39 protein-coding genes are annotated in these 24,480 nt (G+C 45.8%); 4 read left to right on the top strand and 35 right to left on the bottom strand.

The window, feature by feature from the left end; all coding sequences use genetic code 11:
• Positions 1-30 precede the first annotated feature (30 nt).
• Positions 31-210, top strand: a complete 180-nt coding sequence (locus AOC29_RS11295) for a lipoprotein (RefSeq protein WP_251370016.1) — start codon at positions 31-33, stop codon at positions 208-210.
• Positions 207-1,505, top strand: coding sequence for a diaminopimelate decarboxylase (gene lysA / locus AOC29_RS00490; protein WP_251370015.1), 1,299 nt, complete (start codon positions 207-209; stop codon positions 1,503-1,505). Before AOC29_RS11295 ends, lysA begins: the two co-directional genes overlap by 4 nt.
• A gap of 92 nt (positions 1,506-1,597) precedes the next feature.
• Here lysA and AOC29_RS00485 read toward each other — a convergent pair whose 3' ends face one another.
• Entirely contained in the window at positions 1,598-2,323 is a 726-nt protein-coding gene (locus AOC29_RS00485) for a cytochrome c (RefSeq protein WP_215296117.1), read from the bottom strand.
• 115 nt (positions 2,324-2,438) lie between these two features.
• On the opposite strand from AOC29_RS00485, the gene yihA reads away from it, so the two are divergent.
• Positions 2,439-3,104, top strand: a complete 666-nt coding sequence (gene yihA / locus AOC29_RS00480) for a ribosome biogenesis GTP-binding protein YihA/YsxC (protein ID WP_215296116.1) — start codon at positions 2,439-2,441, stop codon at positions 3,102-3,104.
• Positions 3,088-4,107 carry a porphobilinogen synthase gene (gene hemB / locus AOC29_RS00475; protein ID WP_215297230.1) on the top strand — a complete coding sequence of 340 codons (1,020 nt, stop codon included), beginning with the start codon at positions 3,088-3,090 and terminating at the stop codon, positions 4,105-4,107. Before yihA ends, hemB begins: the two co-directional genes overlap by 17 nt.
• On the opposite strand, the gene AOC29_RS00470 is transcribed toward hemB, so the two are convergent.
• The 34 genes from AOC29_RS00470 to fusA form a co-directional block, all read right to left on the bottom strand.
• Positions 4,096-4,590, bottom strand: a complete 495-nt coding sequence (locus tag AOC29_RS00470; protein WP_215296115.1) for an MOSC domain-containing protein — start codon at positions 4,588-4,590, stop codon at positions 4,096-4,098. The two genes, hemB and AOC29_RS00470, sit on opposite strands and share 12 nt — an antisense overlap.
• A gap of 5 nt (positions 4,591-4,595) precedes the next feature.
• Positions 4,596-6,269 (bottom strand): protein-disulfide reductase DsbD, encoded by a 1,674-nt coding sequence (gene dsbD / locus AOC29_RS00465; protein WP_215296114.1) that lies wholly within the window; start codon positions 6,267-6,269, stop codon positions 4,596-4,598.
• Positions 6,266-6,628 (bottom strand): divalent-cation tolerance protein CutA, encoded by a 363-nt coding sequence (gene cutA / locus AOC29_RS00460; protein ID WP_215296113.1) that lies wholly within the window; start codon positions 6,626-6,628, stop codon positions 6,266-6,268. The genes dsbD and cutA overlap by 4 nt, the downstream gene beginning before the upstream one ends.
• A gap of 68 nt (positions 6,629-6,696) precedes the next feature.
• Positions 6,697-7,092: a 50S ribosomal protein L17 gene (gene rplQ / locus AOC29_RS00455; RefSeq protein WP_087908811.1), complete on the bottom strand. Its 396-nt coding sequence runs from the start codon at positions 7,090-7,092 to the stop codon at positions 6,697-6,699.
• 16 nt (positions 7,093-7,108) lie between these two features.
• Positions 7,109-8,089, bottom strand: coding sequence for a DNA-directed RNA polymerase subunit alpha (rpoA, locus tag AOC29_RS00450; RefSeq protein ID WP_215296112.1), 981 nt, complete (start codon positions 8,087-8,089; stop codon positions 7,109-7,111).
• A 23-nt stretch (positions 8,090-8,112) separates the two neighbouring features.
• Positions 8,113-8,736, bottom strand: a complete 624-nt coding sequence (gene rpsD / locus AOC29_RS00445; RefSeq protein ID WP_173954863.1) for a 30S ribosomal protein S4 — start codon at positions 8,734-8,736, stop codon at positions 8,113-8,115.
• Positions 8,737-8,851: 115 nt separating this feature from the next.
• On the bottom strand, positions 8,852-9,259 hold the full coding sequence (gene rpsK, locus AOC29_RS00440) for a 30S ribosomal protein S11 (protein WP_088525623.1): 408 nt from the start codon (positions 9,257-9,259) through the stop codon (positions 8,852-8,854).
• Between the two features lie 18 nt (positions 9,260-9,277).
• Positions 9,278-9,643: a 30S ribosomal protein S13 gene (gene rpsM, locus AOC29_RS00435; RefSeq protein ID WP_215296111.1), complete on the bottom strand. Its 366-nt coding sequence runs from the start codon at positions 9,641-9,643 to the stop codon at positions 9,278-9,280.
• Between the two features lie 24 nt (positions 9,644-9,667).
• Positions 9,668-9,784: a 50S ribosomal protein L36 gene (rpmJ, locus tag AOC29_RS00430; protein ID WP_012357167.1), complete on the bottom strand. Its 117-nt coding sequence runs from the start codon at positions 9,782-9,784 to the stop codon at positions 9,668-9,670.
• A 34-nt stretch (positions 9,785-9,818) separates the two neighbouring features.
• Positions 9,819-10,037: a translation initiation factor IF-1 gene (infA, locus tag AOC29_RS00425; protein ID WP_015420252.1), complete on the bottom strand. Its 219-nt coding sequence runs from the start codon at positions 10,035-10,037 to the stop codon at positions 9,819-9,821.
• 4 nt (positions 10,038-10,041) lie between these two features.
• Entirely contained in the window at positions 10,042-11,379 is a 1,338-nt protein-coding gene (gene secY / locus AOC29_RS00420) for a preprotein translocase subunit SecY (RefSeq protein ID WP_215296110.1), read from the bottom strand.
• An 18-nt stretch (positions 11,380-11,397) separates the two neighbouring features.
• Complete coding sequence (gene rplO, locus AOC29_RS00415; protein WP_215296109.1) at positions 11,398-11,838, bottom strand: 50S ribosomal protein L15; 441 nt, start codon at positions 11,836-11,838, stop codon at positions 11,398-11,400.
• 27 nt (positions 11,839-11,865) lie between these two features.
• The gene (rpmD, locus tag AOC29_RS00410) at positions 11,866-12,054 is read right to left on the bottom strand and encodes a 50S ribosomal protein L30 (protein WP_215296108.1); all 189 of its coding nucleotides are present in this window, start codon (positions 12,052-12,054) and stop codon (positions 11,866-11,868) included.
• Between the two features lie 24 nt (positions 12,055-12,078).
• The gene (gene rpsE, locus AOC29_RS00405) at positions 12,079-12,597 is read right to left on the bottom strand and encodes a 30S ribosomal protein S5 (protein ID WP_068947703.1); all 519 of its coding nucleotides are present in this window, start codon (positions 12,595-12,597) and stop codon (positions 12,079-12,081) included.
• 18 nt (positions 12,598-12,615) lie between these two features.
• Positions 12,616-12,969, bottom strand: a complete 354-nt coding sequence (rplR, locus tag AOC29_RS00400) for a 50S ribosomal protein L18 (protein WP_215296107.1) — start codon at positions 12,967-12,969, stop codon at positions 12,616-12,618.
• 13 nt (positions 12,970-12,982) lie between these two features.
• The gene (gene rplF, locus AOC29_RS00395) at positions 12,983-13,516 is read right to left on the bottom strand and encodes a 50S ribosomal protein L6 (RefSeq protein ID WP_215296106.1); all 534 of its coding nucleotides are present in this window, start codon (positions 13,514-13,516) and stop codon (positions 12,983-12,985) included.
• 10 nt (positions 13,517-13,526) lie between these two features.
• Positions 13,527-13,922 (bottom strand): 30S ribosomal protein S8, encoded by a 396-nt coding sequence (gene rpsH / locus AOC29_RS00390; protein ID WP_215296105.1) that lies wholly within the window; start codon positions 13,920-13,922, stop codon positions 13,527-13,529.
• Positions 13,923-13,946: 24 nt separating this feature from the next.
• Positions 13,947-14,252, bottom strand: coding sequence for a 30S ribosomal protein S14 (gene rpsN / locus AOC29_RS00385; protein WP_011901913.1), 306 nt, complete (start codon positions 14,250-14,252; stop codon positions 13,947-13,949).
• A 9-nt stretch (positions 14,253-14,261) separates the two neighbouring features.
• Positions 14,262-14,804 carry a 50S ribosomal protein L5 gene (gene rplE / locus AOC29_RS00380; RefSeq protein ID WP_215296104.1) on the bottom strand — a complete coding sequence of 181 codons (543 nt, stop codon included), beginning with the start codon at positions 14,802-14,804 and terminating at the stop codon, positions 14,262-14,264.
• 16 nt (positions 14,805-14,820) lie between these two features.
• Complete coding sequence (gene rplX, locus AOC29_RS00375) at positions 14,821-15,129, bottom strand: 50S ribosomal protein L24 (protein WP_215296103.1); 309 nt, start codon at positions 15,127-15,129, stop codon at positions 14,821-14,823.
• A gap of 9 nt (positions 15,130-15,138) precedes the next feature.
• Positions 15,139-15,507: a 50S ribosomal protein L14 gene (gene rplN / locus AOC29_RS00370; RefSeq protein WP_087908804.1), complete on the bottom strand. Its 369-nt coding sequence runs from the start codon at positions 15,505-15,507 to the stop codon at positions 15,139-15,141.
• A 184-nt stretch (positions 15,508-15,691) separates the two neighbouring features.
• A complete protein-coding gene (gene rpsQ, locus AOC29_RS00365; protein ID WP_215296102.1) occupies positions 15,692-15,961 on the bottom strand; it encodes a 30S ribosomal protein S17 in 270 nt (89 codons plus the stop codon).
• Between the two features lie 12 nt (positions 15,962-15,973).
• Positions 15,974-16,168, bottom strand: coding sequence for a 50S ribosomal protein L29 (gene rpmC / locus AOC29_RS00360; protein ID WP_215296101.1), 195 nt, complete (start codon positions 16,166-16,168; stop codon positions 15,974-15,976).
• Positions 16,169-16,182: 14 nt separating this feature from the next.
• Positions 16,183-16,596 (bottom strand): 50S ribosomal protein L16, encoded by a 414-nt coding sequence (rplP, locus tag AOC29_RS00355; RefSeq protein ID WP_071464443.1) that lies wholly within the window; start codon positions 16,594-16,596, stop codon positions 16,183-16,185.
• Positions 16,597-16,598: 2 nt separating this feature from the next.
• Entirely contained in the window at positions 16,599-17,426 is an 828-nt protein-coding gene (gene rpsC / locus AOC29_RS00350; protein WP_215296100.1) for a 30S ribosomal protein S3, read from the bottom strand.
• An 8-nt stretch (positions 17,427-17,434) separates the two neighbouring features.
• Complete coding sequence (gene rplV, locus AOC29_RS00345; protein WP_215297228.1) at positions 17,435-17,767, bottom strand: 50S ribosomal protein L22; 333 nt, start codon at positions 17,765-17,767, stop codon at positions 17,435-17,437.
• Positions 17,768-17,774: 7 nt separating this feature from the next.
• Positions 17,775-18,053, bottom strand: a complete 279-nt coding sequence (gene rpsS, locus AOC29_RS00340) for a 30S ribosomal protein S19 (RefSeq protein WP_087908800.1) — start codon at positions 18,051-18,053, stop codon at positions 17,775-17,777.
• Between the two features lie 19 nt (positions 18,054-18,072).
• Positions 18,073-18,903, bottom strand: coding sequence for a 50S ribosomal protein L2 (gene rplB / locus AOC29_RS00335; protein ID WP_087908799.1), 831 nt, complete (start codon positions 18,901-18,903; stop codon positions 18,073-18,075).
• A gap of 2 nt (positions 18,904-18,905) precedes the next feature.
• A complete protein-coding gene (gene rplW / locus AOC29_RS00330) occupies positions 18,906-19,220 on the bottom strand; it encodes a 50S ribosomal protein L23 (RefSeq protein ID WP_068947693.1) in 315 nt (104 codons plus the stop codon).
• Positions 19,217-19,837, bottom strand: coding sequence for a 50S ribosomal protein L4 (gene rplD, locus AOC29_RS00325; RefSeq protein ID WP_087908798.1), 621 nt, complete (start codon positions 19,835-19,837; stop codon positions 19,217-19,219). Before rplD ends, rplW begins: the two co-directional genes overlap by 4 nt.
• A gap of 11 nt (positions 19,838-19,848) precedes the next feature.
• Complete coding sequence (gene rplC, locus AOC29_RS00320; RefSeq protein WP_215297226.1) at positions 19,849-20,505, bottom strand: 50S ribosomal protein L3; 657 nt, start codon at positions 20,503-20,505, stop codon at positions 19,849-19,851.
• A 197-nt stretch (positions 20,506-20,702) separates the two neighbouring features.
• Positions 20,703-21,014 (bottom strand): 30S ribosomal protein S10, encoded by a 312-nt coding sequence (gene rpsJ, locus AOC29_RS00315; protein WP_011901899.1) that lies wholly within the window; start codon positions 21,012-21,014, stop codon positions 20,703-20,705.
• Between the two features lie 117 nt (positions 21,015-21,131).
• Positions 21,132-22,322: an elongation factor Tu gene (gene tuf, locus AOC29_RS00310; protein ID WP_215296093.1), complete on the bottom strand. Its 1,191-nt coding sequence runs from the start codon at positions 22,320-22,322 to the stop codon at positions 21,132-21,134.
• Positions 22,323-22,373: 51 nt separating this feature from the next.
• Positions 22,374-24,476 (bottom strand): elongation factor G, encoded by a 2,103-nt coding sequence (gene fusA / locus AOC29_RS00305; protein WP_215296099.1) that lies wholly within the window; start codon positions 24,474-24,476, stop codon positions 22,374-22,376.
• Positions 24,477-24,480 lie beyond the last annotated feature (4 nt).

The following is a 24,480-nucleotide window of genomic DNA, read 5'->3' as shown; positions in this document are numbered from 1 at the left end:
TATATTCAATCATTCGTTTTAGAGACATTCATGATAGCGATTCTTAACAGAGCCCTTGGTATTAGCCTCCTAATATCCCTTGTGGGATGTGGGGTTAGAGGTCCCCTGTTCATACCAAATGTGCCGCCTGCTCCTACAGCCCCTTCTGAGCATGAGCCTAAGGGCAAACTATACCCGCCACCCGCCACTTCATCATCGGTCCAGCAATGACAAGCAAAGTAATTCCTCTTCCTAAATTATCTGGATTTACTGAACGTAGTGGTAATTGGTATGCCGAAGACATTGCGCTGGCAGATTTAGCAAAAGAATTTGGTACCCCACTTTACGTTTACAGTAAAAAAGCACTGACTGAGGCATACCAAGCGTACGACAAAGCTTGCATGGATAACAAAGGTAATCGTCGCGCACGCGTTCACTACGCCATGAAGGCCAACAGTAACTTAGCCGTCATTGATTGCTTTAAACAACTTGGTGCCGGTTTTGATTTGGTCAGTGGAGGAGAATTAGCTCGCGCATTAGCGATTGGCGCAGACCCTAAGAGCTTGGTATTTGCTGGCGTTGGTAAATCCGCTTCTGAAATTGCAACTGCACTCAAAGCTGGTGTCAAATGCATCAATGTGGAATCGATTGCTGAGCTTCACAAAATTAATTACGTGGCAACTGACCTTAAGCTACGTGCCCCGACTTCCTTACGCGTCAATCCTGATGTCGATGCGCAAACACATCCCTATATCTCTACCGGTTTAAAAGGAAATAAGTTTGGCATCGCGTATCACGAAGTATTAAAAACTTATCGTGAAGCGGCACAACTCTCTCAAATTGATGTCGTTGGTATTGATTGTCATATTGGCTCTCAAATCACCACGACTGCGCCTTACCTAGATGCGCTTGATAAAGTATTGGATCTGGTAGCGCAACTGAAAAAAGAAGGCATCGTTATTCATCATCTTGATCTCGGTGGTGGCCTCGGAATTTCCTATAGTGATGAAACGCCTCCTGATATCACCGACTTCACTAATACCTTATTAAATCGAGTGGCAGAACGCGGGTTTGGGCATTTAGATGTTGTCCTTGAGCCTGGCAGATCCCTAGTAGGCAATGCTGGCGTGCTTTTGACCACCGTTGAATACCTCAAGCCCGGTGCTGAGAAAAACTTTTGCATCGTTGACGCAGCCATGACTGAACTCATGCGCCCTGCCCTGTATGAGGCTCACCATGGCATCGTTCCAGTACAAGCTAAAGAAGCCAAGGGAGTCACTTATGACATCGTGGGTCCTGTATGCGAATCAGGTGATTGGCTTGGAAGAGATCGCCACCTTGCCGTTGAAGAGGGTGATCTTCTGGCCATTCTTTCTGCTGGTGCTTATGGATTTGTGATGGCCTCGAACTACAACACGCGCCCCAAACCAGCAGAGATTATGGTTGATGGAAAGAATGCTTATGTGATTCGTGCTCGTGAAAAAACGACGGACTTGTTTGCAAGTGAAAGTGTTTTACCAAAATAATTTCAAGAAAAATTACCACTGCTTTAGAAATATTGGACAAATAAAAACCCCGCTGCATGAGCGGGGTTTTTATTTAAAGCTTGGAAAATAGCTTAGTGCAAACCAGCCATGTAGTCAGCAACTGCTTTCATTTCTTGGTCAGACAGCTTAGTAGCAATCGTCGTCATTTGGCTGCTGTTTTTACGAACACCTTCGCGGAAAGCGAGCAACTGTGCATTGGTGTATTCAGCCCACTGGCCACCCAAGAGCGGATATTGCGCAGGAATACCAGCACCCGTTGGGCTGTGGCATGCTGCACAAGCAGGAACGCCTTTTGCTGCAATACCGCCACGATAAATACTTTGACCTAACTCAATCGTGTCTTTGTTTTGTGCAACACCTTGTGAAATCGATTGCTTAGCTAAATAGGCAGCAATATTTTGCATATCTTGTTCGGTCAAAGTGGCAGCCATACCCATCATGATTGGGTTAGCACGACTACCTTCTTTAAAGTTCTTCAACTGCTTGGCTGTATAGGCCGCATGCTGAGCAGAGAGTTTTGGCCATGCACCGACTGCGCTTTGGCCTTTAGGGCCATGGCAAGTGATACAGGCAGTAACGCCACGCGTTGCATCGCCGTTTGAATATAAAGTCTCACCAACAGCTGGATCAGTTTTTGGCTTGCCTGGAACCGCAGCCTTAGCTTCAGCAGCTGGAGCCATAGGTGCAGCATCAGCTGCAATTGCCACGCCAGAAGCGCCAACTAGGGCGAAAATGGAAAGGGCTACAAAACCAGCGCGCAGGCTAGTGAATTTGGAGATTTGGGAGGTTTGACGCATTATGTTTACCTTGGCAAAAATTCCTAAAAGTGTTTGGGCCCTACATTTACAACCTTTTTACCCAACACCATGAGATATTTCATGATTTGGCGTGATTTTACAATAGCTTCAGGACATGTCTAAACTCTTTCAAGCCCGATTCGCCACCACAGTCAATGACACCCATTGCCTGCCTGCCACACCCCTGCGTGAGGTAGCCTTTGCTGGTCGCTCAAATGCGGGTAAATCGAGCGCAATTAACGTCCTTTGTAACCAAAAAAGGCTTGCTTTTGCCAGCAAGACCCCTGGTCGGACCCAACACATCAACTATTTTGGTCTTTTCTCAAAAGACGACCTTTTAGCCTATTTAGTGGACTTACCAGGCTATGGCTATGCCGCCGTGAATCATGAGACCAAATACCACTGGAACGCCCTTCTCAGTGACTATTTACAAGAGCGCGAGCAATTAGTTGGTATGGTCCTGATTGTCGATGCACGGCGCGGCATTACCGATCTTGATGAGCAAATGATTCAATGGTTTGTTCCGACAGGCAAACCGATTCATATCTTGCTCAGTAAGTGCGACAAACTCAATAAAAGCGAATGTAAACATGCTCTGGAAGCCGTCCGCAAACAACTCCAACAATACGACCCTGCGCTTCCAGAGGGCACTGGTGACTCCAAGCAACTTACGGCACAATTGTTCTCAAGCACCAAGCGTATTGGTCTTGAAGAGGCAGATAATTTAATTATTAAATGGCTATTTGAAGCAGAAACCCATGAAGATGAAATCACAAGCTAGCTCTTTACTTAACTTTCCAGAACATCGCCCTCGTCGTATGCGTCGCGATGATTGGTCACGTCGACTCATGCAAGAAAATAGCGTGTCTGCGAACGACTTGATCTATCCAGTCTTCTTACTAGAAGGCCAAGGCAAATCTGAGGCTGTTGCTTCCATGCCCGGCATCAATCGTGTTTCATTAGATTTGTTATTGCCTGTTGCGCAAGAGTGTGTTGATCTAGGTATTCCAGTGCTAGCACTTTTTCCAGTAATAGATGCTTCGTTAAAAACACCTGATGGTAAAGAAGCATTCAATCCAAATGGCCTCATCCCTAATGCAGTTCGTGAACTCAAAAAACGTTTCCCGAATTTAGGCATCATGACGGACGTTGCGCTTGATCCGTATACAAGCCATGGTCAAGATGGCGTTCTCGATGAGCAAGGCCGCATCCTGAATGATGAGACTACAGCGATCTTAGTAAAGCAGGCAGTTGCACAAGCAGAAGCTGGTGTCGATATCGTTGCACCATCAGACATGATGGATGGTCGTATTGGAAAAATTCGGGAAGCACTTGAGCAAAAGAATTTAATTCATACGCGCATCATGGCGTACTCAGCCAAATATGCATCCGCCTTTTATGGCCCATTTAGAGATGCAGTAGGTTCCGCCAAGAATCTTGGTAAGGCTGATAAGAAAACCTATCAAATGGATTGCGCCAATGGTGCCGAGGCTTTGCGGGAGGTTGCACTAGATATTAGCGAAGGTGCAGATATGGTCATGGTCAAGCCTGGGATGCCTTATTTAGATATCGTGCGTCGTGTGAGAGAAGAGTTCGATTACCCCACTTATGCTTATCAAGTGAGCGGTGAATACGCGATGCTCAAAGCTGCTGCACAAAATGGTTGGCTAGATCACGATGCTGTCATGATGGAATCTTTACTTGCATTTAAACGTGCTGGTGCCGATGGTGTGCTGACTTACTTTGCGCTGGAAGCAGCAAGACTCATGAAATCAGGTAGGTGAAGCTTCTTTGAATTGATCGCCAATTCTGATTTGGCCAGAGTCTAAAATTTGGGCTCTAATACCACCCCTGTTTTTAAATGCAGAAATAAAATCAGACTTCTTGCTTAAGCTCGCCGGGCGCTCACAAGGGATACATAATTCTGTAGCTTTAAGTCGAATTGAGCCCAGAAAAAATTCTCTTCCAACTAACTGATTGAGACCTTCTGCGCTCACACCCTCAATCACGATATTTCTTCTTGTTTCACTCGGAAGATAGGTCTTTAATCCGCCCGCCGCCAACTCTTCGTTAGCAGCCTCAATTCCTGAAAGCGCAATCAGAGAAACATCCCTGATTTTTGCTGGAACAGAGCCAGAGAATGCGCCGATACCAAGTGCGTATCTATCGCCCTCAATTCCTACGCTAGGACTAAGTCTCGCGGCATCCCTTGTAATCATGGGCTCACCGGCCTGAGAGGCAATATAAATCGAGTGTATTTTGATCATAGTGATTAGTTCCGCAGCAACTTTTGCAAACGCTCAATGAAACGCTGAGGTGGCATATAGCCAATCACACGTTGCTCTTTTTGTTCTTCTGAGTTTGGATTAAAGATCAAAATCCCCGGCGGGCCAAATAATCCAAAACGTTTTAGTAGCGCCTGATTTTCTGGGCTGTTAGCAGTGACATCGGCTTGCAATAACACCAACTGTTTCAATTCTTTACTGACCTCTGGATTTGTAAAGGTGTTCACTTCCATTTCTTTACAACTAATACACCAGTCTGCATAGAAATCTAACATGACCCATTTTTGCTCTTGCTGCGCTTTCGTAAGCTGCGCATCTAATTCTGCTGGTGAATGAATCACCACAAAAGATAGCTCTCCTACCTGATGGATGCGTTGGCCATTGATTGTTTTTACAGCTCCAATAGGTTCATTTTTCTGAATTAAAGGAGAGGCAATCCACGCTGCGGTAGCTACCAACAAGACACCCAAGGTGCGCTGTAACCAGACCATCCAGATACCAGTCGAGGGAATCAAAATACGCGCCTCAATTGCAATAAAGAGGAGTGGCAAGCCCATGCCTAAGGCCATCACAAATAGCAATCCTGCGCCTAGATTCATAGAACCTGTCTGGGCGATAAACGCTAAAACACCTGCTAATGGCGCTGTAATACATGGGCTGGCAACCAAAGTAGAAATGCCACCTAAGATAAAGGCACCTAAAACGCTACCTCCCTTTTGGCGCCCAGCTAAACGATCAATATGGTGATGCCATGACTGAGGCAATCGTAGATCATAGAGGCCGAACAGACTACCCGACAAAGCTAGTAGCAAGATTGCGAAGGCAGCTAGTGCAAGTGGACTTTGTAATGCCCTTTGTACACTACCGCCAAGGGCTGCCATGAGGACCCCAGCCAAGGAATACACCAAGGCCATACCCAAAACATATGCAAGTGCAAGCAGGCTTGCGCGGCCCTTAGAGATCGCCTTACCGCCCTGCGTTCCGAAGATGACACTTGAGAGAATTGGCAGCATTGGCAAAACACAGGGCGTAAAAGCTAAAGCGAGCCCTAAAACAAAGAAAGCAAGAAATAAATAACCAGTTGATGTGCCCTCTAAAAAACGGGTAATCGCATTAACGTCGTCTCGTTCGCGCCATAAATCAGTCAAGCTCAATTTAGCTTGAGTGTTGACAGCAGCCTGGGCACCACCAAGCACTTCAGGTATTGGCGCTGCTCTAACACCAGGGCCTGCCAATAGAAATTTTAGAGTCATCGGTGGATAGCAAATACCAGCCTCTGCACAACCTTGCAAACCTAGCTCAATATGAATAGGCCTAGCAGGGGCTGGATTGACATCTAATAGAACGATAAAAGGCTGCTTATACACTTGCAGTTTTTTCTGAAAAGTTTCATCAAACTTTTCTATACCCTTTGGCAATGCAGGCCTTTTTGTATATAGCTTTCCGAGCTCAGTTCCCACTTGAAATTGGAGTGATTCTTGATAGAGGTAATAACCCTTAGCAGGCATAAACTCAATTTCAACTTGCTTGGAATTTTCCAACCAAGTAGCCTCGACCCGAAATGCTTTTTCTGGTGGCAAAAAATCAGTTGCAGCAAAAACTGGTGTCATTAACAGCGAAAGTGCTGTGATAACCATTCTCAGAAAGGATTGCATTCTCATATCTTCGAATTTACCTCAGCTTCTACCCACTCACCGTATTGCTGCGCATATTGTGCTGGTGAAAAAGCCAGAATTTCGGGAAGGTCATAAGGATGTTGAGCTCGAATAAAGCTTGAGATCTCTGACCATTTACTACTGATAGTTTTCGCTGATAGAAGAATTTCTTGTTCTTCACAAACCTTCCCTTCCCAGCGGTAAATAGAATGGATGCCATCAATCAGTTGCACGCACGCAGCAATCTTTTGCTCCACTAAAGTGCGAGCTAAGCTTTTGGCAATCTCCATATTAGGCAGGCTTGTGACCACCACCAGAAGCTGATTGGGATTAACAGGGGCGGTAACTGAGGGGTTTTGAGGCATACCGTATTTATAAACCTATCAATGAAAAAAGCCAGACCGAAGCCTGGCTTTTTGCGCATCTAAGAGACTTAAGCCTCTTCAGCTACAACTGCTGTTTCTTCAACTTCTGGACGGTCAACCAACTCAACCAATGCCATAGGCGCATTGTCGCCATGACGGAAGCCAAACTTCAAAATACGAAGATAGCCACCTGGACGTGTTGCGTAACGTGGGCCGAGCTCTGTGAAGAGTTTAGCCACGATATCGCGATCACGAGTGCGATTAAATGCCAAGCGACGGTTTGCTAAGTTATCTTTTTTACCCAAGGTAATCAAAGGCTCAACAACCATGCGCAATTCTTTTGCTTTTGGCAAAGTGGTTTTAATCACTTCATGCTCCAAAAGAGAATTGGACATATTGCGCAGCATCGCCAGACGATGTGAAGATGTTCTATTTAGTTTGCGTAAGCCGTTTCCGTGACGCATGATGCTTCCTTTCTAATTATTTCTCGAGGTTAGCTGGAGGCCAGCTTTCGAGTTTCATGCCAAGACTTAAGCCACGAGCAGCCAATACGTCTTTGATTTCATTCAAAGACTTACGACCCAAATTAGGCGTCTTCAACAATTCATTCTCTGTACGTTGAATCAAGTCACCGATATAGTAGATGTTCTCGGCCTTCAAGCAGTTTGCAGAACGGACTGTGAGCTCGAGATCATCAACTGGACGCATCAACATTGGATCAACCATTGAAGAACGACTTGGTGCAAGATCACCAGACACTTCACTGCTCTCGAGAGCTGCGAATACAACCAACTGATCCACTAAAATGCTAGCCGCTTGACGAATTGCTTCTTCAGGAGACAATACACCGTTTGTTTCGATAGTCATTACGAGACGATCGAGGTCGGTACGTTGCTCAACACGAGCAGATTCAACAGCATAGCTAACGCGGCTTACTGGACTAAATGAGGCATCCAATACGATACGGCCAATGATCTTAGTAGTCTCGTCGTTGTATTGACGCACGTTACCAGGAACATAACCACGACCTTTTTCAACCTTAATCTGCATATCTAACTTGCCACCAGCAGACAAGTGAGCGATCACGTGATCAGGATTGATAATTTCTACATCATGTGGCAAATCGATATCTTTTGCAGTAACAACGCCTGGACCTTCTTTACGCAAATTGATAGTGACTTCGTCACGGGATTGCAACTTAAATACGATTCCCTTGAGGTTGAGCAAGAGGTTTACAACGTCTTCTTGCACGCCATCCAATGTGGAATATTCATGAACTACACCTGCAATATCTACTTCAGTTGGTGCATAACCAACCATCGAGGACAAGAGTACGCGACGTAATGCATTTCCGAGTGTGTGGCCATAGCCACGCTCGAACGGCTCCATAACAACCTTAGCTTGGTTGGCGGAAAGCGCTTCAACAGAAATAATTTTTGGCTTGAGCAAATTTGTTTGCATATTTTTTCCTTGATAGTGCCTAATTAGCGTGAATACAATTCGACGATCAAACTTTCATTAATTTCACCGCTAATATCTTCGCGGTCGGGCACTTGCTTAAATGTTCCTTCCAGCTTAGCCGCATCAACTGAAACCCAGGTAACTGCAGACATTTGCTGAACCAAATTGAGTGATTCTGTAATACGCGCTTGCTTCTTCGCTTTTTCACGAATTGCAACCACATCACCAGGCTTAACTTGGATGGATGGAATATTCACTGCGCTGCCATTGAGCATGATGGCGCCATGAGAAACTAACTGACGTGCTTCAGCACGTGTTGAACCAAAGCCCATGCGATACACCACGTTGTCGAGACGTGACTCTAGCAATTGGAGCAATGTTTCGCCAGTATTGCCCTTACGACGCTCAGCTTCTGCGAAGTAACGACGAAATTGACGCTCTAGTACGCCATAGATACGCTTAACCTTTTGCTTTTCACGCAACTGATTACCGTAGTCTGATGTTCTTGAGCCAGATGTACGACCATGTTGACCAGGCTTAGTATCTAACTTGCACTTGTCTGACAGGGCGCGACGTGCGCTCTTTAAAAATAAGTCGGTACCTTCCCGACGTGCTAATTTGGCCTTAGGCCCTAAGTAACGTGCCACGATGCTTTCCTTTCTTTGCCGCAGTCTTGCGACCGGCGGTGAGTTCACCCTTTAAATCAGATGAACGGTGGGCTTTAATAAAAACTACTAAAACTTGTACTGCCAACTTCCTAGCTTAGATACGACGACGCTTAGGAGGACGGCAACCATTGTGTGGAACTGGAGTGACGTCTTGAATCTCAGTGATCTTGATCCCCAATGAGTTCAATGCACGAACTGCTGATTCACGACCTGGGCCCGGGCCTTTGATCTGAACTTCCAAGTTCTTGATACCGCATTCAACGGCAGCTTTACCAGCAACTTCAGCCGCTACTTGAGCAGCAAAAGGTGTTGACTTACGTGAGCCTTTGAAGCCTTGGCCGCCAGAAGTTGCCCATGAAAGCGCATTTCCTTGACGATCAGTGATCGTAATAATGGTGTTATTAAAAGAAGCATGAACGTGTGCAATACCGTCAGCAACGTTCTTTTTAACCTTCTTACGAGTGCGCTGTGAAGCGGCGGAAGCGGATTGTTGTTTTGCCATGTCAATAAACTTTCTTGATTATTTCTTCAGTGCGATGCCGGACTTACGTGGGCCCTTACGGGTACGCGCATTGGTCTTAGTACGTTGACCACGAACAGGCAAGCCCTTACGATGACGCACGCCACGGTAGCAACCTAAGTCCATCAAACGCTTGATGCTCATAGTTACTTCACGACGAAGGTCACCTTCGGTGATGAACTTACCTACTTCATCACGCAACTTTTCCAAGTCAGCGTCAGTAAGATCTTTAACTTTTTTATCGATTGCAACACCTGTGGTTTGGCAAATTTTGTGAGCACGAGTTGTGCCAATGCCAAAAATTGCTGTTAAACCGATAACAGTATGTTGATGATTTGGGATGTTTACCCCAGCGATACGTGCCATGAGATTTCCTCTTAATTAACCAGATCAGCCTTGACGCTGCTTATGACGTGCGTCTGAAGAACAGATCACACGCACAACGCGTTTGCGCTTAATGATCTTGCAATTTCTGCAAATACACTTAACGGATGCTAAAACTTTCATAACTCACCTCTTAAAAATAGGTACTACTTAATCTTTACTTCGCCCGGAAAATGATTCTGGCGCGCGTCAGGTCGTAAGGAGTCATCTCCACCGTTACCTTATCTCCCGGCAAAATACGAATGTAGTGCATCCGCATCTTTCCAGAAATGTGCCCTAGAACCACATGTCCGTTTTCTAGCTTCACGCGAAACATCGCGTTCGGCAAATTCTCAATAATCTCTCCCGCCATCTGAATAACATCGTCTTTAGACATTCAGTTAAGCGCCCATCTTAAAGTTGGCTTTTTTCATCAAAGAGCCGTACTGCTGTTGCATCACGTATGACTGAACTTGAGCCATGAAATCCATTGCAACAACCACAATAATCAACAATGAAGTACCGCCAAAATAGAACGGCACGTTGTACTTCAACACTAAAAATTCTGGTAATAAACAAACCAAAACCATGTAAATTGCACCAGCCAAAGTTAAGCGCACCAGGATCTTATCGATATATCGTGCTGTTTGATCGCCTGGACGAATACCCGGAACAAATGCACCGCTCTTCTTCAAGTTATCTGCTGTCTCACGACTGTTAAATACCAATGCGGTGTAGAAGAAACAGAAGAAGATGATCGCTGCAGCATACAAAATTGTGTACACAGGCTGGCCAGGAGCTAATGTTGCTGCCAAGTCTTTAATGATTCTGCTAAACATATTGGTTGGCTCACCTGAAGTAAACCAGCCAGCAATCGTTGCAGGGAACAAAATAATTGAAGACGCAAAAATTGGAGGAATAACGCCTGCCATGTTTAACTTCAATGGGAAGTAAGAAGATTGGCCACCGTAAACCTTATTGCCAACCTGGCGCTTAGCGTAGTTCACTAAGATACGACGCTGACCGCGCTCTACGAATACCACAAAATAAGTCACTGCTACGCAAATGACAACGATGAGTAATGCAGAAATAATATTCATCGAGCCAGTACGAACTAACTCTAATAAGCTAGCTAAAGCGTTTGGCAAACCAGAGACGATGCCGCCAAAAATAATGATGGAAATACCGTTACCCAAACCACGCTCAGTGATTTGCTCACCAAGCCACATCAAGAACATCGTGCCAGTTACCAGAGTCACTACAGTATTGATTTCAAACATCAAACCTGGATTAACCACTAGTCCTGGCTGAGCTTGCAAAGCAACAGAGATTCCTAATGCCTGGAAGGTTGCTAAAAGCACAGTGCCGTAACGGGTGTACTGAGTGATCTTGCGCTGACCAGCTTGGCCTTCTTTTTTCAAAGACTCTAATGATGGCACAACAATAGTCATTAACTGCATGATGATCGATGCAGAAATATAAGGCATGATTCCCAGGGCAAATACAGTAAAGCGAGATAACGCACCGCCTGAGAACAAGTTAAACATTCCCAAGATGCCGTCTTTTTGGCCAGCAAATAACTGCGCGAGCTGGTCTGGATCAATACCCGGAACTGGAATATGGGCACCTAAACGGAACACGAGCAAAGCCAACACCAAGAAAATCAAGCGTTGACGTAATTCGCCAAACTTGCCTCCTGCTGTTGCAGTCCCTGGGTTATTGGTAGGTGCTAATGCCATTTTGAATAAAAAGACCTATTACGCTGCTTCAACCAATTTGCCGCCAGCCGCTTCAATGGCTGCTTTTGCGCCAGCAGTTGCTGTAATACCCTTAAGGGTTACAGCAATCTTGATTTCACCAGTCTTAATTACCTTCACAGCATTAATTTGTTCGCCAGCAAAGCCATGAGCCTTCAATGTCAACAAGTCCACTTCTGGCAAGTTGATTTTTGCTAAGTCGTTCAAAGTAATTTGGCCAACATGACGACGTGTCAAAGACACGAAACCGCGTTTTGGCAAACGACGATACATAGGCATCTGGCCGCCTTCGAATCCAACCTTGTGGAATCCGCCGGAACGAGATTTTTGACCTTTGTGACCACGGCCAGCAGTTTTACCAAGGCCAGAACCAATGCCGCGACCTACGCGACGACGGTTTTTCTTGGAGCCCTCTGCGGGCTTGAGTGTATTGAGTTCCATATTCTTCGCCTATTTACTTGCTAGTTATCAGCCAACGACTTTAACTAGATAAGAAACTTTATTAATCATGCCGCGAACAGCTGGCGTATCTTCCAATTCAGAAACTGAATTAATACGACCAAGGCCTAAGCCACGCACAGTTGCACGGTGGCTTTCACGAGTACCGATCAAGCTGCGCACTAATTGCAGTTTGACTTTGGAGTTTGATTTTGTCATTTGTAGAGTCCTAATCTTTTGGTCTTAGCCGAGAATCTCTTCAACTGACTTACCGCGCTTAGCAGCAATCTCAGCAGGAGTACTCATCTTGCTCAAACCATCAATCGTTGCGCGAACCAAGTTATACGGGTTTGTAGAGCCCAGGGACTTAGCAACCACGTTGGTTACACCCATTACGTCGAAAATTGCGCGCATTGGGCCGCCAGCAATAATTCCAGTACCGTCTTTAGCTGGAGAAATCAAAACGCGTGAGGCGCCATGTTGGCCAGTAACAGTATGCTGCAAAGTACCTTTACGTAAGGAAACTTTGATCATCTTGCGACGAGCTTCATCCATTGCTTTTTGAACAGCCACTGGAACTTCTTTTGATTTGCCTTTACCCATGCCGATGCGGCCATCGCCATCGCCAACTACAGTGAGTGCGGCAAAGCCAAGAATACGACCGCCCTTAACCACTTTAGTTACACGATTAACAGCGATCATCTTCTCGCGAAGACCATCATCACGCTCTTCGTTTTGCATCTTAGTTTGCATTTTTGCCATGTTTTTTCCTAAACCCTATTAGAACTTCAGGCCGGCTTCACGCGCAGCTTCAGCTAAGGCCTTAATACGGCCGTGGTAACGATGACCGGAACGATCAAAAGCAACATCAACAATGCCTGCCTTAACAGCACGCTCAGCAACTAACTTGCCGATTTGTTTCGCTGCATCAGCGTTGCCGCCGTTTTTGATCGCTTGGCGCAATTCTTTTTCCATTGTTGAAGCAGCTGCCACAACTTTGGTTCCGCATGGGCTATATACCTGAGCAGAAATATGAGTATTGCTACGGATAACTGTTAAGCGATTTGCCATTGCTTCGGCAATGCGAATACGAGTCTGCCGAGCACGTCTTTGTCTGGATTCGTCTTTATTCATTTTCTAATCTCGCTTACTTCTTCTTAGTTTCTTTCAGATGCACAACCTCATCCACGTAGCGAACACCTTTGCCTTTGTATGGCTCTGGTGAACGGTATGCACGAACTTCCGCTGCGACCTGGCCAACTTGCTGCTTGTTGGAGCCTTTAATAATGATTTCAGTTTGCGATGGAGTCTCAGCTTTTACACCCTTTGGCAGGTTGTAAATAATGTCGTGTGAAAAACCCAACTGCAACTTCAATGTTTCGCCTTGGGCTTGGGCACGGTAACCAACGCCTACCAAGCTGAGCTTGCGCTCAAAGCCAGCAGTAACGCCAACAACCATGTTATTGACCAAAGCACGTGCCGTACCTGACTGTGCACCAGCTTCTGGTGAGTCGTTGTTGACAACTACTGTCAATACGCCATCTGCTTGTTTCAAACCAACAGCAGGATGCAAGTTGTGTGTCAATGTGCCCAAAGGACCTTTAACAGTAATGTTTGCACCGTTGATGCTGATTTCAGCGCCCTTAGGAACTGTAATTGGTGATTTACCTACGCGGGACATATTTCGCTCCTTAAGCTACGTAGCAAATAACTTCGCCGCCCACGCCTGTTGCACGTGCTTTACGGTCTGTCATTACGCCTTGAGGGGTTGAAATAATTGCAATGCCCAAGCCATTCATTACTTCTGGAATGTCATGACGTCCTTTATAGATACGTAGACTTGGTGTAGATACACGGTCAATACGCTCGATAACAGGACGGCCTGCATAGTATTTGAGATCAATGTGGAGCACTGGTTTAGCTGCTTCACCTTTGATTTCGAAACTTTCGATATAGCCTTCATCTTGCAAAACTTTTGCAATAGCTACTTTAACTTTTGACGACGGCATTGCGACCAAAGGCTTCTGCACTGCTTGCGCATTGCGGATCCGGGTCAACATGTCGGCGATTGGATCGCTGATACTCATGAGTTCTCCTAATTCTTTCGCCGCTTACCAGCTGGCCTTGGTTAAACCGGGGATTTCGCCACGGAAGGCGATTTCACGAATCTTGCTACGAGCCAAACCGAACTTACGGAATGTGCCGCGTGGGCGACCGGTTAATGAACAACGATTTCTTTGACGAATCGGGCTTGCGTTACGTGGAAGTGCCTGTAGCTTCAAGCGAGCTTCATAGCGCTCTTCATCGCTGCGCGATTGATCAGCAATGATCGCTTTGAGTTCAGCACGCTTAACAGCGTACTTCTCTACAGTTTTTGCGCGCTTATTCTCGCGCTCAATCAGGGATAGTTTTGCCACGTTAGCCTCTTAATTGCGGAAAGGGAATTTGAATGCTGCCAACAAAGCTTTTGCTTCTTCGTCGGTTTTAGCAGTCGTCGTAATACTGATATTGAGACCACGCAGAGCATCAATCTTGTCGTATTCGATTTCAGGGAAAATGATTTGTTCTTTAACGCCGATGTTGTAGTTGCCACGACCATCAAATGCTTTGCCGGAGATGCCGCGGAAGTCACGTACGCGTGGTAATGCAACAGTCACGAAACGATCCAAGAATTCGTACATGCGTTGACCACGCAATGTCACCATGGCACCAATTGGGTAGCCTTGACGAATTTTGAAACCAGCAATCGCTTTTTTAGCTTTAGTTACCACTGGCTTTTGGCCTGCAACTTTAGTTAAATCGCCAACTGCATTTTCGATAATTTTCTTGTCGTTCACTGCATCGCCCAAGCCCATATTCAGGGTCACTTTGGTGATACGTGGAACTTCCATTACAGACTTGTAACCAAACTTGGTAATCAAATCAGCAACAACTTTTTGTTGATAGTGTTCTTGAAAACGTGTGCTCATAATTTCTCCGTGCCCCTTATGCGCTTAATGTCGCGCCAGTGGTTTTGAGGAAACGCTGTTTTTTACCGTCAACGAGTTTGATACCAACACGTGATGGTTTGCCGTTACCGTCAACCAAAGCCACATTAGAAATGTGAACAGGCATAGTCTTGTCAATCATGCCGCCGGTTACACCAGCAGCTGGGTTTGGCTTAACGCTCTTTTTATAAATATTCACGCCTTCGATGACTAACTTCTCATCGAGAATGGCTGTAACAGTTCCTTGCTTGCCTTTATCACGGCCAGTCAACAGAACTACGGAATCACCTTTACGAATCTTTTTCATATCAGCCTCTTAAATCACTTCGGGGGCGAGAGAAACGATCTTCATGAACTTTTCAGTACGCAATTCGCGTGTAACTGGTCCAAAGATACGTGTGCCAATTGGCTCTAACTTAGCGTTGAGCAATACCGCAGCGTTTGCATCGAACTTAATCAATGAACCGTCTGGACGGCGAACACCCTTAGCTGTTCTCACTACAACAGCGTTATAAATATCACCTTTTTTTACACGGCCACGTGGAGCGGCTGACTTAACAGTCACCTTAATGACATCACCAATACTGGCGTAACGACGCTTAGAGCCGCCCAATACCTTGATGCACAAAACTTCACTGGCGCCAGTGTTATCGGCGACCTGCAATCTACTTTCGGTTTGTATCATTTCTAATCCCCAACTTATTGGCCAAAGGCAAACAGTCTTGGTTCCGTCTATGGGCTTTAACGAAAATTAAAACCCGGAATTAATGAAAAACACTGCTTCTCCAATAAAACCAGAGAAGCCTTCTATTCTACTACGTAAAACAGGGATTTGGTAAGAAACTTCGCCAAAATCCCTTAAAAATACCTTAAATACCCTTTGAAGCCTCAACCAAACGGGTTACAACCCAAGATTTGGTGCGTGAAATTGGCTTAGATTCAGCAATTTCAACCGTATCACCCATCTTGTAGGTGCTAGTTTCGTCATGAGCGTGGTACTTTTTGGACTGGCCAACATACTTACCAATCACGGGATGCTTTACTTGACGCTCAACCAACACGGTCACAGTTTTTTGCATTTTGTCGCTAACAACGCGGCCCACGAGGGTGCGGCGTAAGGGTTTAGATAATTCAGTCATATCCCTTTTTCCTTATTTCTGCGCAGTCTTTTGGGCAATAAAAGTCTTCACACGAGCAATGTCGCGCTTCGTTTTACCCAATTGGCTGGTATTGGTGAGTTGCTGAGTGCCTTTTTGCATACGGAGCTTAAAGTTAGTCTTTAAGAGCTCTGTCAATTCTGCGTTCAAGCCAGTCAGATCTTTGGTTGCTAATTCTTTATTTTTCATAATCTCTATCCCGATCAACCTAAGTGGCGAATCACGAAAGTCGTCTGCAAAGGCAACTTAGCGGCAGCAAGCTTGAAAGCTTCGCGCGCCAAAGTCTCATCCACACCATCCATTTCGTAAAGCACTTTGCCTGGTTGAATTTCAGCTACGTAGTACTCTGGATTACCTTTACCGTTACCCATACGTACTTCAGCAGGTTTTTGTGAAATTGGCTTATCTGGGAAAATACGAATCCAGATACGACCACCACGTTTAATGTGGCGGGTCATTGCGCGACGTGCTGACTCGATTTGACGAGCAGTCAGACGGCCACGGCCAACGGCCTTCAAGCCAAAGTCACCAAAGGCTACAGAACTACCGCGTGTTGCCACGCCAGTGTTACGGCCTTTTTGTTCCTTACGATACTTACGACGCTTTGGTTGTAGCATGCTTACTCTCCTGACTTCTGCGTATCTGCGGCAGGTGCTTCAACCTTACGCACACGCTTTACTGCTGGTTTAGCAGCAACTAATGGCTTGTCAGCACCTGCAGCTGGTTTACGAGCAGCTGTTTTGCTTGGAGCACGACGAGTTTTCTTTTCTTCGGCAGCTGGTTCAGCAGATGGAGCAGCCACTTGAGCTTCTGCACCGCGACCCAATGTATCGCCTTTGTATACCCAAACTTTTACACCGATGATGCCGTAGGTTGTTTCAGCTTCTGATGTTGCGTAATCAATATCAGCCTTCAATGTATGAAGTGGAACACGACCTTCACGGTACCATTCGCGACGAGCAATTTCTGCACCGTTCAAACGACCAGATGACATAATCTTGATACCTTGTGCGCCAAGACGCATTGCGCTTTGCATTGCACGCTTCATAGCACGACGGAACATGATGCGTTTTTCTAACTGCTGAGTAATAGAGTCAGCAATTAATTGTGCATCTACTTCAGGCTTACGAATTTCTTCAATGTTCACGTGAACTGGAACACCCATACGTTTTTGTAATTCACGACGGAGAACTTCAATATCTTCGCCTTTTTTACCAATCACAACACCTGGACGTGAGCTATAGATAGTAATGCGGGCGTTCTTAGCAGGACGCTCGATTACCACTTTACTAACGGATGCATTCTTCAACTTCTTCTTCAAATAGCTACGGACATCTACGTCCTCTTTCAGCATCTTTGCGAAGTCAGTGTTATTTGCATACCAACGTGATGTCCAATTCTTCGTTACCGCGAGTCGGAATCCGGTGGGATTAATCTTTTGGCCCATATCTTTCCTTAGTTACTCAAGGTCACGCTAATGTGACAAGTTTGTTTTTCGATTTGATTGCCACGTCCCTTAGCACGTGCAGTGAAGCGCTTTAAGGAAGTTCCTTTATCAATGATTACCGCTGATACCTTAAGCTCATCAATGTCGGCACCTTTATTGTGTTCAGCATTTGCAATCGCTGATTCAACTACTTTTTTCACAATGAAGGCAGCTTTTTTGGGGCTGAAATTCAAAATGTTCAATGCGCGTGCAATTGGCAAACCACGAATTTGGTCTGCGACCAAACGTGTCTTTTGCGCAGAAATGCGGGCGCCCTTGTGAATAGCTTTAACTTCCATCATCATCCCCTTACTTCTTCACAACTTTCTTGTCAGCAGCGTGACCTTTGAAAGTACGGGTCAAGGCAAATTCGCCTAACTTATGACCCACCATGTTTTCTGATACATAAACCGGAACGTGTTGACGACCGTTATGAACAGCAATTGTCAGACCAATAAAGTCTGGAAGAATTGTTGAACGGCGTGACCAAGTTTTGATCGGCTTTTTGTCTTTGTTGGCTTGTGCAACTTCAACTTTTTTTACTAAGCTGGCGTCGCAGAATGGGCCTTTTTTAGCTGAACGTGTCATATCTATTTATCCTTATCGCTTAACGTTTTTGACGACGTTGAACGATCATCGAAGTTGTGCGCTTATTGCGACGTGTGCGATAACCTTTGGTTGGGGTGCCCCATGGAGATACAGGTACACGGCCTTCGCCAGTTCTACCTTCGCCACCACCGTGTGGGTGATCAACTGGGTTCATTGCCACACCGCGAACGGTTGGGCGAATACCACGCCAGCGATTTGCACCTGCTTTACCAATTTGACGCAAGCTGTGCTCTTCGTTACCAACTTCACCAATAGTGGCACGGCACTCAATCAGAACACGGCGAACTTCACCGGAGCGCAAACGCACTTGAGCGTATACGCCTTCACGAGCCAGCAATACTGCTGAACCACCAGCAGAGCGCGCTACTTGAGCACCTTTGCCTGGGAGGATTTCAACGCAGTGAATAGTGCTACCAACTGGAATGTTGCGAATTGGCAAATTATTACCAGATTTGATTGGTGCCTCAGAACCATTCATGATTGCTTGACCAACAGTCATGCCTTTAGCAGCAGGAATATAGCGACGCTCACCATCAGCAAACACGATCAATGCAATATTTGCACTGCGGTTTGGATCGTATTCCAAGCGTTCAACTTTTGCTGGAATGCCATCTTTGTCGTTGCGTTTGAAATCAACAACACGATAGTGATGCTTATGACCACCACCTTTATGACGGGTAGTGATATGACCATTATTGTTACGACCCGCTTTTTGGAATTGTGGCTCTACCAACGCTGCAAAAGGCTTACCTTTATGCAGGTCAGGATTGACCACCTTGACCATTGAACGACGACCTGGTGAGGTCGGTTTTGTCTTCATCAAAGGCATGATTAATTCGCCTCCGCTTCAAAGTTAATTTCTTGACCTGGCTTCAAATTCACATAGGCCTTCTTGGTGTGGTCACGACGACCTTCAAAACGGCCATAGCGCTTAGGCTTACCCTTTTGATTCACGATTTGAACTGAGTCAACTTGCACTTTGAAGAGCAATTCAACTGCTTGTTTTACATCGCTCTTGTTTGCATCGCGAGCTACTTGGAAAACTACTTGTTCGTTTTTCTCTGCAACCATAGTGGCTTTCTCAGAGATAACAGGACCAAGCAGAACCTTCATCAGGTTGTGATCGTTTTTACGGACTTGGCTCATTTCAGCAACTCCTCAATTTTTGCGATCGCTGCTTTGCTGACCAATACTTTTTTGTATTGAACCAAAGCTAATGGATCAGCGTGCTGTGGCTCAACCACGGCAACTTTATGCAAGTTACGTGATGCCAAGTACAAATTCTCGCTAACCTGATCAACAATAATCAAGACTGAATCCAAGCCCATTGCCTTAACTTTGTCAGCCAAAACTTTAGTCTTTGGAGCATCAAGATTAAATTGATCAACGACATTCAAACGACCTTCGCGAGCTAACTGAGACAAGATAGATCTCATACCAGCGCGGTACATTTTCTTATTTACTTTTTGGCTGAAATTCTCTTCTGGAGAATTCGGGAATATACGACCACCTCCACGCCACAGCGGGGAAGAGCTCATACCAGCACGTGCACGACCAGTACCTTTTTGACGCCAAGGTTTCTTGGTGGTGTGCTTAACTTGCTCACGGTCTTTTTGTGCACGGTTACCACTACGTGCATTTGCTTGATAAGCCACTACAACTTGGTGTACCAATGCTTCGTTATATTCGCGTTCGAATACTTCTGGTGAAGCTTGCACGCCTGCACCTAAAGTACCGTTGTCTTGGAGAAGCTTAAGTTCCATATTCGCTCTCCTTATTTCTTCTTCAACGGTGTCTTCACCGCTGGAGTAACAATCACTTTACCGCCTGGGGCACCTGGAATAGCGCCTTTAACCATGATGAGATTACGTTCTGCATCAATGCGTGCGATGACTAAATTTTGTACGGTACGGGTAACGTCACCAAGGTGGCCAGTCATGCGCTTACCTGGGAAAACACGACCAGGATCTTGCGCCATACCGATTGAACCTGGTACGTTATGTGAACGTGAGTTACCGTGGGATGCGCGACCAGAAGCAAAGTGATAACGCTTAATGGTACCAGCGTAACCTTTACCGATCGATACGCCTTGCACGTCCACTTTTTGACCAGCCGTAAATGCAGCGTCAGCAGGAATTACTTGTCCTGGTGTCATTTCTGCAATTTTTGCTGCGTCTAATTGGAATTCGTTGAGACCATTACCAGCCAACACCCCTGCTTTAGCGAAGTGACCAGCCATTGCTTTGGTAACGCGAGTAGCTCTACGTGTGCCATGTGCCAACTGGATAGCATCATAGCCATCAGTTGCCTGGGTCTTGATTTGAGCGATTCTGTTGTCGCTCACGTCGATTACGGTCACAGGAATTGAATCCCCTTCGTCCGTAAATAGACGGGTCATGCCGACCTTGCGGCCGATTAAGCCTAAGCTCATATTCATGCTCCACGCCGACTACGATTGGTCGGCAAAATTAATTTAAGTGATTTACAAGTAAAAGTACTTCTAAATCAATAACTTACAACATTTTTAATGCTGATACAGCCTAAAATATCGCCCAAATAAATCAGCGAAGCCTTAGATTCTATCCTGAAATGCCGATCTTGACAAGCAAAAAGACCGGAAACTACAAATTACTGCAACTTAATTTCGACGTCCACACCTGCTGGAAGGTCTAATTTCATCAAAGCATCTACCGTTTTCTCTGTAGGATCAACGATATCCATTAAACGGAGATGGGTACGGATCTCCAATTGATCACGAGATGTCTTGTTCACGTGTGGTGAACGCAAGATATCAAAACGCTCAATACGAGTTGGCAAAGGAACTGGACCTTTAACAACTGCACCAGTACGCTTAGCTGTGTCAACGATTTCAGCTGCAGACTGGTCGATCAAACGGTAATCAAATGCTTTAAGGCGAATACGAATTTTTTGGTTTTGCATATTAATTCCAAAGAGCGGTGTGGTGCTGCCACGTTATACATCTAAAGAGCACGGTGACATCAGCAGCACTGATGTCACCGGTTAGCAAACCGCTAAATATTATTTACTACTACTTCCTTAAGCCAAAATCTTTGCAACCACACCGGCGCCAACAGTACGGCCACCTTCACGGATCGCAAAACGTAAACCTTCTTCCATCGCGATAGGGGCGATGAGCTTGACGGTAATCGTGACGTTATCACCCGGCATGACCATTTCTTTGTCTTTTGGCAACTCAATAGAACCAGTTACGTCCGTAGTGCGGAAGTAAAACTGTGGACGATAGTTGTTAAAGAATGGTGTATGACGGCCACCTTCATCTTTACCCAAGATGTAAACCTCGGCTGTAAAGTGAGTATGTGGGGTGATTGAACCTGGCTTAGCCAATACTTGGCCGCGCTCAACTTCTTCGCGTTTTGTACCGCGTAACAAGATACCCACGTTATCGCCTGCTTGACCTTGGTCGAGCAATTTGCGGAACATTTCAACACCAGTACAAGTAGTTTTGAGAGTTGGTTTGATGCCAACGATTTCAATCTCTTCGCCAACTTTAACGATACCGCGCTCAATACGACCAGTCACTACAGTACCGCGACCAGAGATGGAGAACACGTCTTCTACTGGCATCAAGAAGGCGCCGTCAATGGCACGCTCTGGTGTTGGGATGTAAGTATCAAGGGCTTCAGCCAATTTCATGATGGCTTCTTTACCCAATGGGCCTTCGTCGCCTTCTAAGGCTAACTTAGCAGAACCTTGGATGATCGGTGTGTCATCGCCTGGGAAGTCATATTTAGACAGAAGTTCACGCACTTCCATTTCAACTAACTCGAGCAATTCAGCATCATCAACCATATCGCACTTGTTTAAGAACACCACGATGTAAGGAACACCGACTTGGCGTGCCAAAAGGATGTGCTCACGCGTTTGTGGCATTGGGCCATCAGCTGCAGAGCAAACTAAAATGGCGCCGTCCATCTGAGCAGCGCCTGTAATCATGTTCTTAACGTAGTCAGCATGTCCTGGGCAATCGACGTGAGCGTAGTGACGATTAGCTGTCTCATACTCAACGTGCGCAGTATTAATCGTAATACCACGGGCTTTTTCTTCTGGAGCAGCATCGATCTGATCATATGCTTTTGCTTCGCCACCGAATGCTTTTGAGAGCACGGTTGCAATTGCTGCTGTCAAAGTCGTTTTACCGTGGTCAACGTGACCGATAGTGCCTACGTTTACGTGCGGTTTTGTCCGCTCGAATTTTTCTTTTGCCATTTTTGTTCTGCCTTCTTTAGCTAGTCAATATTCAAAATGAATGTGGATAAATTACTTCGCTTTAGCAGCCATAACTGCTTCAGCAACGTTCTTCGGTGCTTCGGAATAATGCTTAAATTCCATGGTGTAGGTAGCGCGACCTTGGGTCAACGAGCGCAAGCCAGTTGAGTAACCAAACATCTCTGCCAACGGCACTTCAGCACGAACGATCTTGCCGCCGCCTGGAATGTCATCCATACCTTGCAAAATACCGCGACGGGATGAGAGGTCACCCATTACGTTACCCATGAAATCTTCTGGTGTTTCAACTTCAACAGCCATCATTGGTTCAAGCAATACTGGAGATGCTTTACGCATTCCATCTTTGAACGCCATTGAGCCTGCCATCTTAAATGCGTTTTCGTTGGAGTCAACGTCGTGGTATGAACCAAAGAACAATGTCGCTTTGATATCTACTACTGGATAGCCAGCCAAAATACCGGAGTTCAATGTCTCGATAATGCCTTTTTCTACTGCAGGAATGTATTCACGTGGAACTACACCGCCCTTAATAGCATCAACGAATTCAAAACCTTTGCCTGGGGCTTGTGGCTCTAACTTCAAAACCACGTGACCGTATTGACCACGACCACCAGACTGCTTAACAAATTTACCTTCGATCTCTTCGCAAACCTTACGAATGGTTTCGCGGTATGCAACTTGTGGCTTACCAACAGTTGCTTCAACGCTGAATTCACGCTTCATACGATCAACCAAAATTTCCAAGTGGAGCTCGCCCATACCAGAAATAATGGTTTGGCCTGACTCTTCATCAGTCTTCACGCGGAAAGAAGGATCTTCTTGTGCCAAGCGATTCAAAGCAAGACCCATTTTTTCTTGGTCAGCTTTTGTCTTTGGCTCAACCGCTTGTGAGATCACTGGCTCTGGGAATACCATGCGCTCCAAAATCACGATGCTATCTGGATCACACAATGTTTCGCCAGTTGTCGCGTCTTTTAGACCAACTGCTGCAGCAATATCGCCTGCGTACACTTCTTTAATTTCTTCACGTTGGTTTGCATGCATCTGCAACAAACGGCCAACACGCTCTTTCTTGCCCTTGATTGGGTTGTAGATCGTGTCACCAGACTTCATGACGCCTGAGTAAACGCGGAAGAAAATGAGCTGGCCAACAAATGGGTCAGTCATGATCTTAAATGCCAATGCAGAAAACTTGGCGCTATCAGAGGCTTCACGAGTTGCAGGTGTACCGTCTTCCAATTCGCAAGGAACTGGTGGCACATCTAATGGGGATGGCAACAACTCAACTACTGCGTCCAACATCGCCTGAACACCTTTGTTTTTGAAAGCAGTTCCACACAACATTGGAACGATTTCATTGGCGATAGTGCGTTGACGCAATGCGCCTTTAATTTCTTCTTCGGTCAAGCCTTCGCCACCGAGATACTTTTCCATCAACTCTTCTGAGCTTTCAGCAGCAGCTTCGAGCATCTTCTCGCGCCACTCTTCAGCAGAAGCTTGCAATTCAGCAGGGATCTCTTCGTAGGTGAATTTGGTACCTTGTGAAGCCTCATCCCAATAGATGGCCTTCATCTTTACCAAGTCCACAACGCCTTTAAAGTTTTCTTCTGCGCCGATTGGAATCTGGATCAAGATTGGGTTTGCCTTGAGACGAGTCTTCATTTGGTCATAGACCTTGAAGAAGTTCGCACCAGTGCGGTCCATCTTGTTTACAAATGCCAAGCGTGGAACTTGATACTTGTTTGCTTGACGCCAAACAGTTTCAGATTGTGGCTGTACTCCACCTACGGCACAGTAAACCATGCAGGCACCATCCAAAACGCGCATTGAGCGCTCAACTTCAATCGTGAAGTCTACGTGCCCTGGAGTATCAATAATGTTGATACGGTGCTCAGGCATTGTTCCTGCCATACCCTTCCAGAAAGTGGTGGTAGCAGCAGAAGTAATCGTGATACCACGCTCTTGCTCTTGCTCCATCCAGTCCATGGTAGCTGCACCATCATGGACTTCACCGATTTTGTGGTTAACACCGGTGTAGAACAAAACGCGTTCTGTAGTTGTTGTCTTACCTGCGTCAATGTGCGCAGAAATACCAATATTGCGGTATTTGTCGATGGGAGTTTTACGTGCCACTGTT

It is taken from the genome of Polynucleobacter sp. JS-JIR-5-A7 (assembly GCF_018687935.1).
Lineage (GTDB): Bacteria > Pseudomonadota > Gammaproteobacteria > Burkholderiales > Burkholderiaceae > Polynucleobacter.
The sequence above is the reverse complement of the archived record's forward strand: the minus strand, read 5'-3'. Positions and strand labels throughout refer to the sequence as shown.

What these genes read in the sequence shown, in the direction of transcription:
- hemB (WP_215297230.1), top strand. Translation starts at nt 3,088, where the DNA reads ATGAAATCACAAGCTAGCTCTTTACTTAACTTTCCAGAACATCGCCCT.
- infA (WP_015420252.1), bottom strand. Translation starts at nt 10,037, where the DNA reads ATGTCTAAAGACGATGTTATTCAGATGGCGGGAGAGATTATTGAGAAT.
- dsbD (WP_215296114.1), bottom strand. Translation starts at nt 6,269, where the DNA reads ATGAGAATGCAATCCTTTCTGAGAATGGTTATCACAGCACTTTCGCTG.
- rplD (WP_087908798.1), bottom strand. Translation starts at nt 19,837, where the DNA reads ATGGAACTTAAGCTTCTCCAAGACAACGGTACTTTAGGTGCAGGCGTG.
- rpsH (WP_215296105.1), bottom strand. Translation starts at nt 13,922, where the DNA reads ATGAGTATCAGCGATCCAATCGCCGACATGTTGACCCGGATCCGCAAT.
- rpsQ (WP_215296102.1), bottom strand. Translation starts at nt 15,961, where the DNA reads ATGACTGAATTATCTAAACCCTTACGCCGCACCCTCGTGGGCCGCGTT.
- lysA (WP_251370015.1), top strand. Translation starts at nt 207, where the DNA reads ATGACAAGCAAAGTAATTCCTCTTCCTAAATTATCTGGATTTACTGAA.
- rplP (WP_071464443.1), bottom strand. Translation starts at nt 16,596, where the DNA reads ATGCTACAACCAAAGCGTCGTAAGTATCGTAAGGAACAAAAAGGCCGT.
- AOC29_RS00485 (WP_215296117.1), bottom strand. Translation starts at nt 2,323, where the DNA reads ATGCGTCAAACCTCCCAAATCTCCAAATTCACTAGCCTGCGCGCTGGT.
- rplN (WP_087908804.1), bottom strand. Translation starts at nt 15,507, where the DNA reads ATGATACAAACCGAAAGTAGATTGCAGGTCGCCGATAACACTGGCGCC.
- rpmJ (WP_012357167.1), bottom strand. Translation starts at nt 9,784, where the DNA reads ATGAAAGTTTTAGCATCCGTTAAGTGTATTTGCAGAAATTGCAAGATC.
- rpsE (WP_068947703.1), bottom strand. Translation starts at nt 12,597, where the DNA reads ATGGCAAAAATGCAAACTAAGATGCAAAACGAAGAGCGTGATGATGGT.
- rplC (WP_215297226.1), bottom strand. Translation starts at nt 20,505, where the DNA reads ATGAGCTTAGGCTTAATCGGCCGCAAGGTCGGCATGACCCGTCTATTT.
- AOC29_RS00470 (WP_215296115.1), bottom strand. Translation starts at nt 4,590, where the DNA reads ATGATCAAAATACACTCGATTTATATTGCCTCTCAGGCCGGTGAGCCC.
- rpmC (WP_215296101.1), bottom strand. Translation starts at nt 16,168, where the DNA reads ATGAAAAATAAAGAATTAGCAACCAAAGATCTGACTGGCTTGAACGCA.
- rplF (WP_215296106.1), bottom strand. Translation starts at nt 13,516, where the DNA reads ATGTCCCGCGTAGGTAAATCACCAATTACAGTTCCTAAGGGCGCTGAA.
- rpsK (WP_088525623.1), bottom strand. Translation starts at nt 9,259, where the DNA reads ATGGCAAAACAACAATCCGCTTCCGCCGCTTCACAGCGCACTCGTAAG.
- tuf (WP_215296093.1), bottom strand. Translation starts at nt 22,322, where the DNA reads ATGGCAAAAGAAAAATTCGAGCGGACAAAACCGCACGTAAACGTAGGC.
- cutA (WP_215296113.1), bottom strand. Translation starts at nt 6,628, where the DNA reads ATGCCTCAAAACCCCTCAGTTACCGCCCCTGTTAATCCCAATCAGCTT.
- rplW (WP_068947693.1), bottom strand. Translation starts at nt 19,220, where the DNA reads ATGAGCCAAGTCCGTAAAAACGATCACAACCTGATGAAGGTTCTGCTT.
- rpsC (WP_215296100.1), bottom strand. Translation starts at nt 17,426, where the DNA reads ATGGGCCAAAAGATTAATCCCACCGGATTCCGACTCGCGGTAACGAAG.
- rplX (WP_215296103.1), bottom strand. Translation starts at nt 15,129, where the DNA reads ATGAAAAAGATTCGTAAAGGTGATTCCGTAGTTCTGTTGACTGGCCGT.
- yihA (WP_215296116.1), top strand. Translation starts at nt 2,439, where the DNA reads ATGTCTAAACTCTTTCAAGCCCGATTCGCCACCACAGTCAATGACACC.
- rpoA (WP_215296112.1), bottom strand. Translation starts at nt 8,089, where the DNA reads ATGCAAACAAATTTGCTCAAGCCAAAAATTATTTCTGTTGAAGCGCTT.
- rplR (WP_215296107.1), bottom strand. Translation starts at nt 12,969, where the DNA reads ATGAATAAAGACGAATCCAGACAAAGACGTGCTCGGCAGACTCGTATT.
- rplO (WP_215296109.1), bottom strand. Translation starts at nt 11,838, where the DNA reads ATGGAACTCAATACACTCAAGCCCGCAGAGGGCTCCAAGAAAAACCGT.
- rplV (WP_215297228.1), bottom strand. Translation starts at nt 17,767, where the DNA reads ATGATGGAAGTTAAAGCTATTCACAAGGGCGCCCGCATTTCTGCGCAA.
- AOC29_RS11295 (WP_251370016.1), top strand. Translation starts at nt 31, where the DNA reads ATGATAGCGATTCTTAACAGAGCCCTTGGTATTAGCCTCCTAATATCC.
- rpmD (WP_215296108.1), bottom strand. Translation starts at nt 12,054, where the DNA reads ATGACAAAATCAAACTCCAAAGTCAAACTGCAATTAGTGCGCAGCTTG.
- rpsJ (WP_011901899.1), bottom strand. Translation starts at nt 21,014, where the DNA reads ATGCAAAACCAAAAAATTCGTATTCGCCTTAAAGCATTTGATTACCGT.
- rplQ (WP_087908811.1), bottom strand. Translation starts at nt 7,092, where the DNA reads ATGCGTCACGGAAACGGCTTACGCAAACTAAATAGAACATCTTCACAT.
- rplE (WP_215296104.1), bottom strand. Translation starts at nt 14,804, where the DNA reads ATGAGCACACGTTTTCAAGAACACTATCAACAAAAAGTTGTTGCTGAT.
- secY (WP_215296110.1), bottom strand. Translation starts at nt 11,379, where the DNA reads ATGGCATTAGCACCTACCAATAACCCAGGGACTGCAACAGCAGGAGGC.
- rplB (WP_087908799.1), bottom strand. Translation starts at nt 18,903, where the DNA reads ATGCCTTTGATGAAGACAAAACCGACCTCACCAGGTCGTCGTTCAATG.
- rpsM (WP_215296111.1), bottom strand. Translation starts at nt 9,643, where the DNA reads ATGGCACGTATCGCTGGGGTAAACATCCCAAATCATCAACATACTGTT.
- rpsS (WP_087908800.1), bottom strand. Translation starts at nt 18,053, where the DNA reads ATGACACGTTCAGCTAAAAAAGGCCCATTCTGCGACGCCAGCTTAGTA.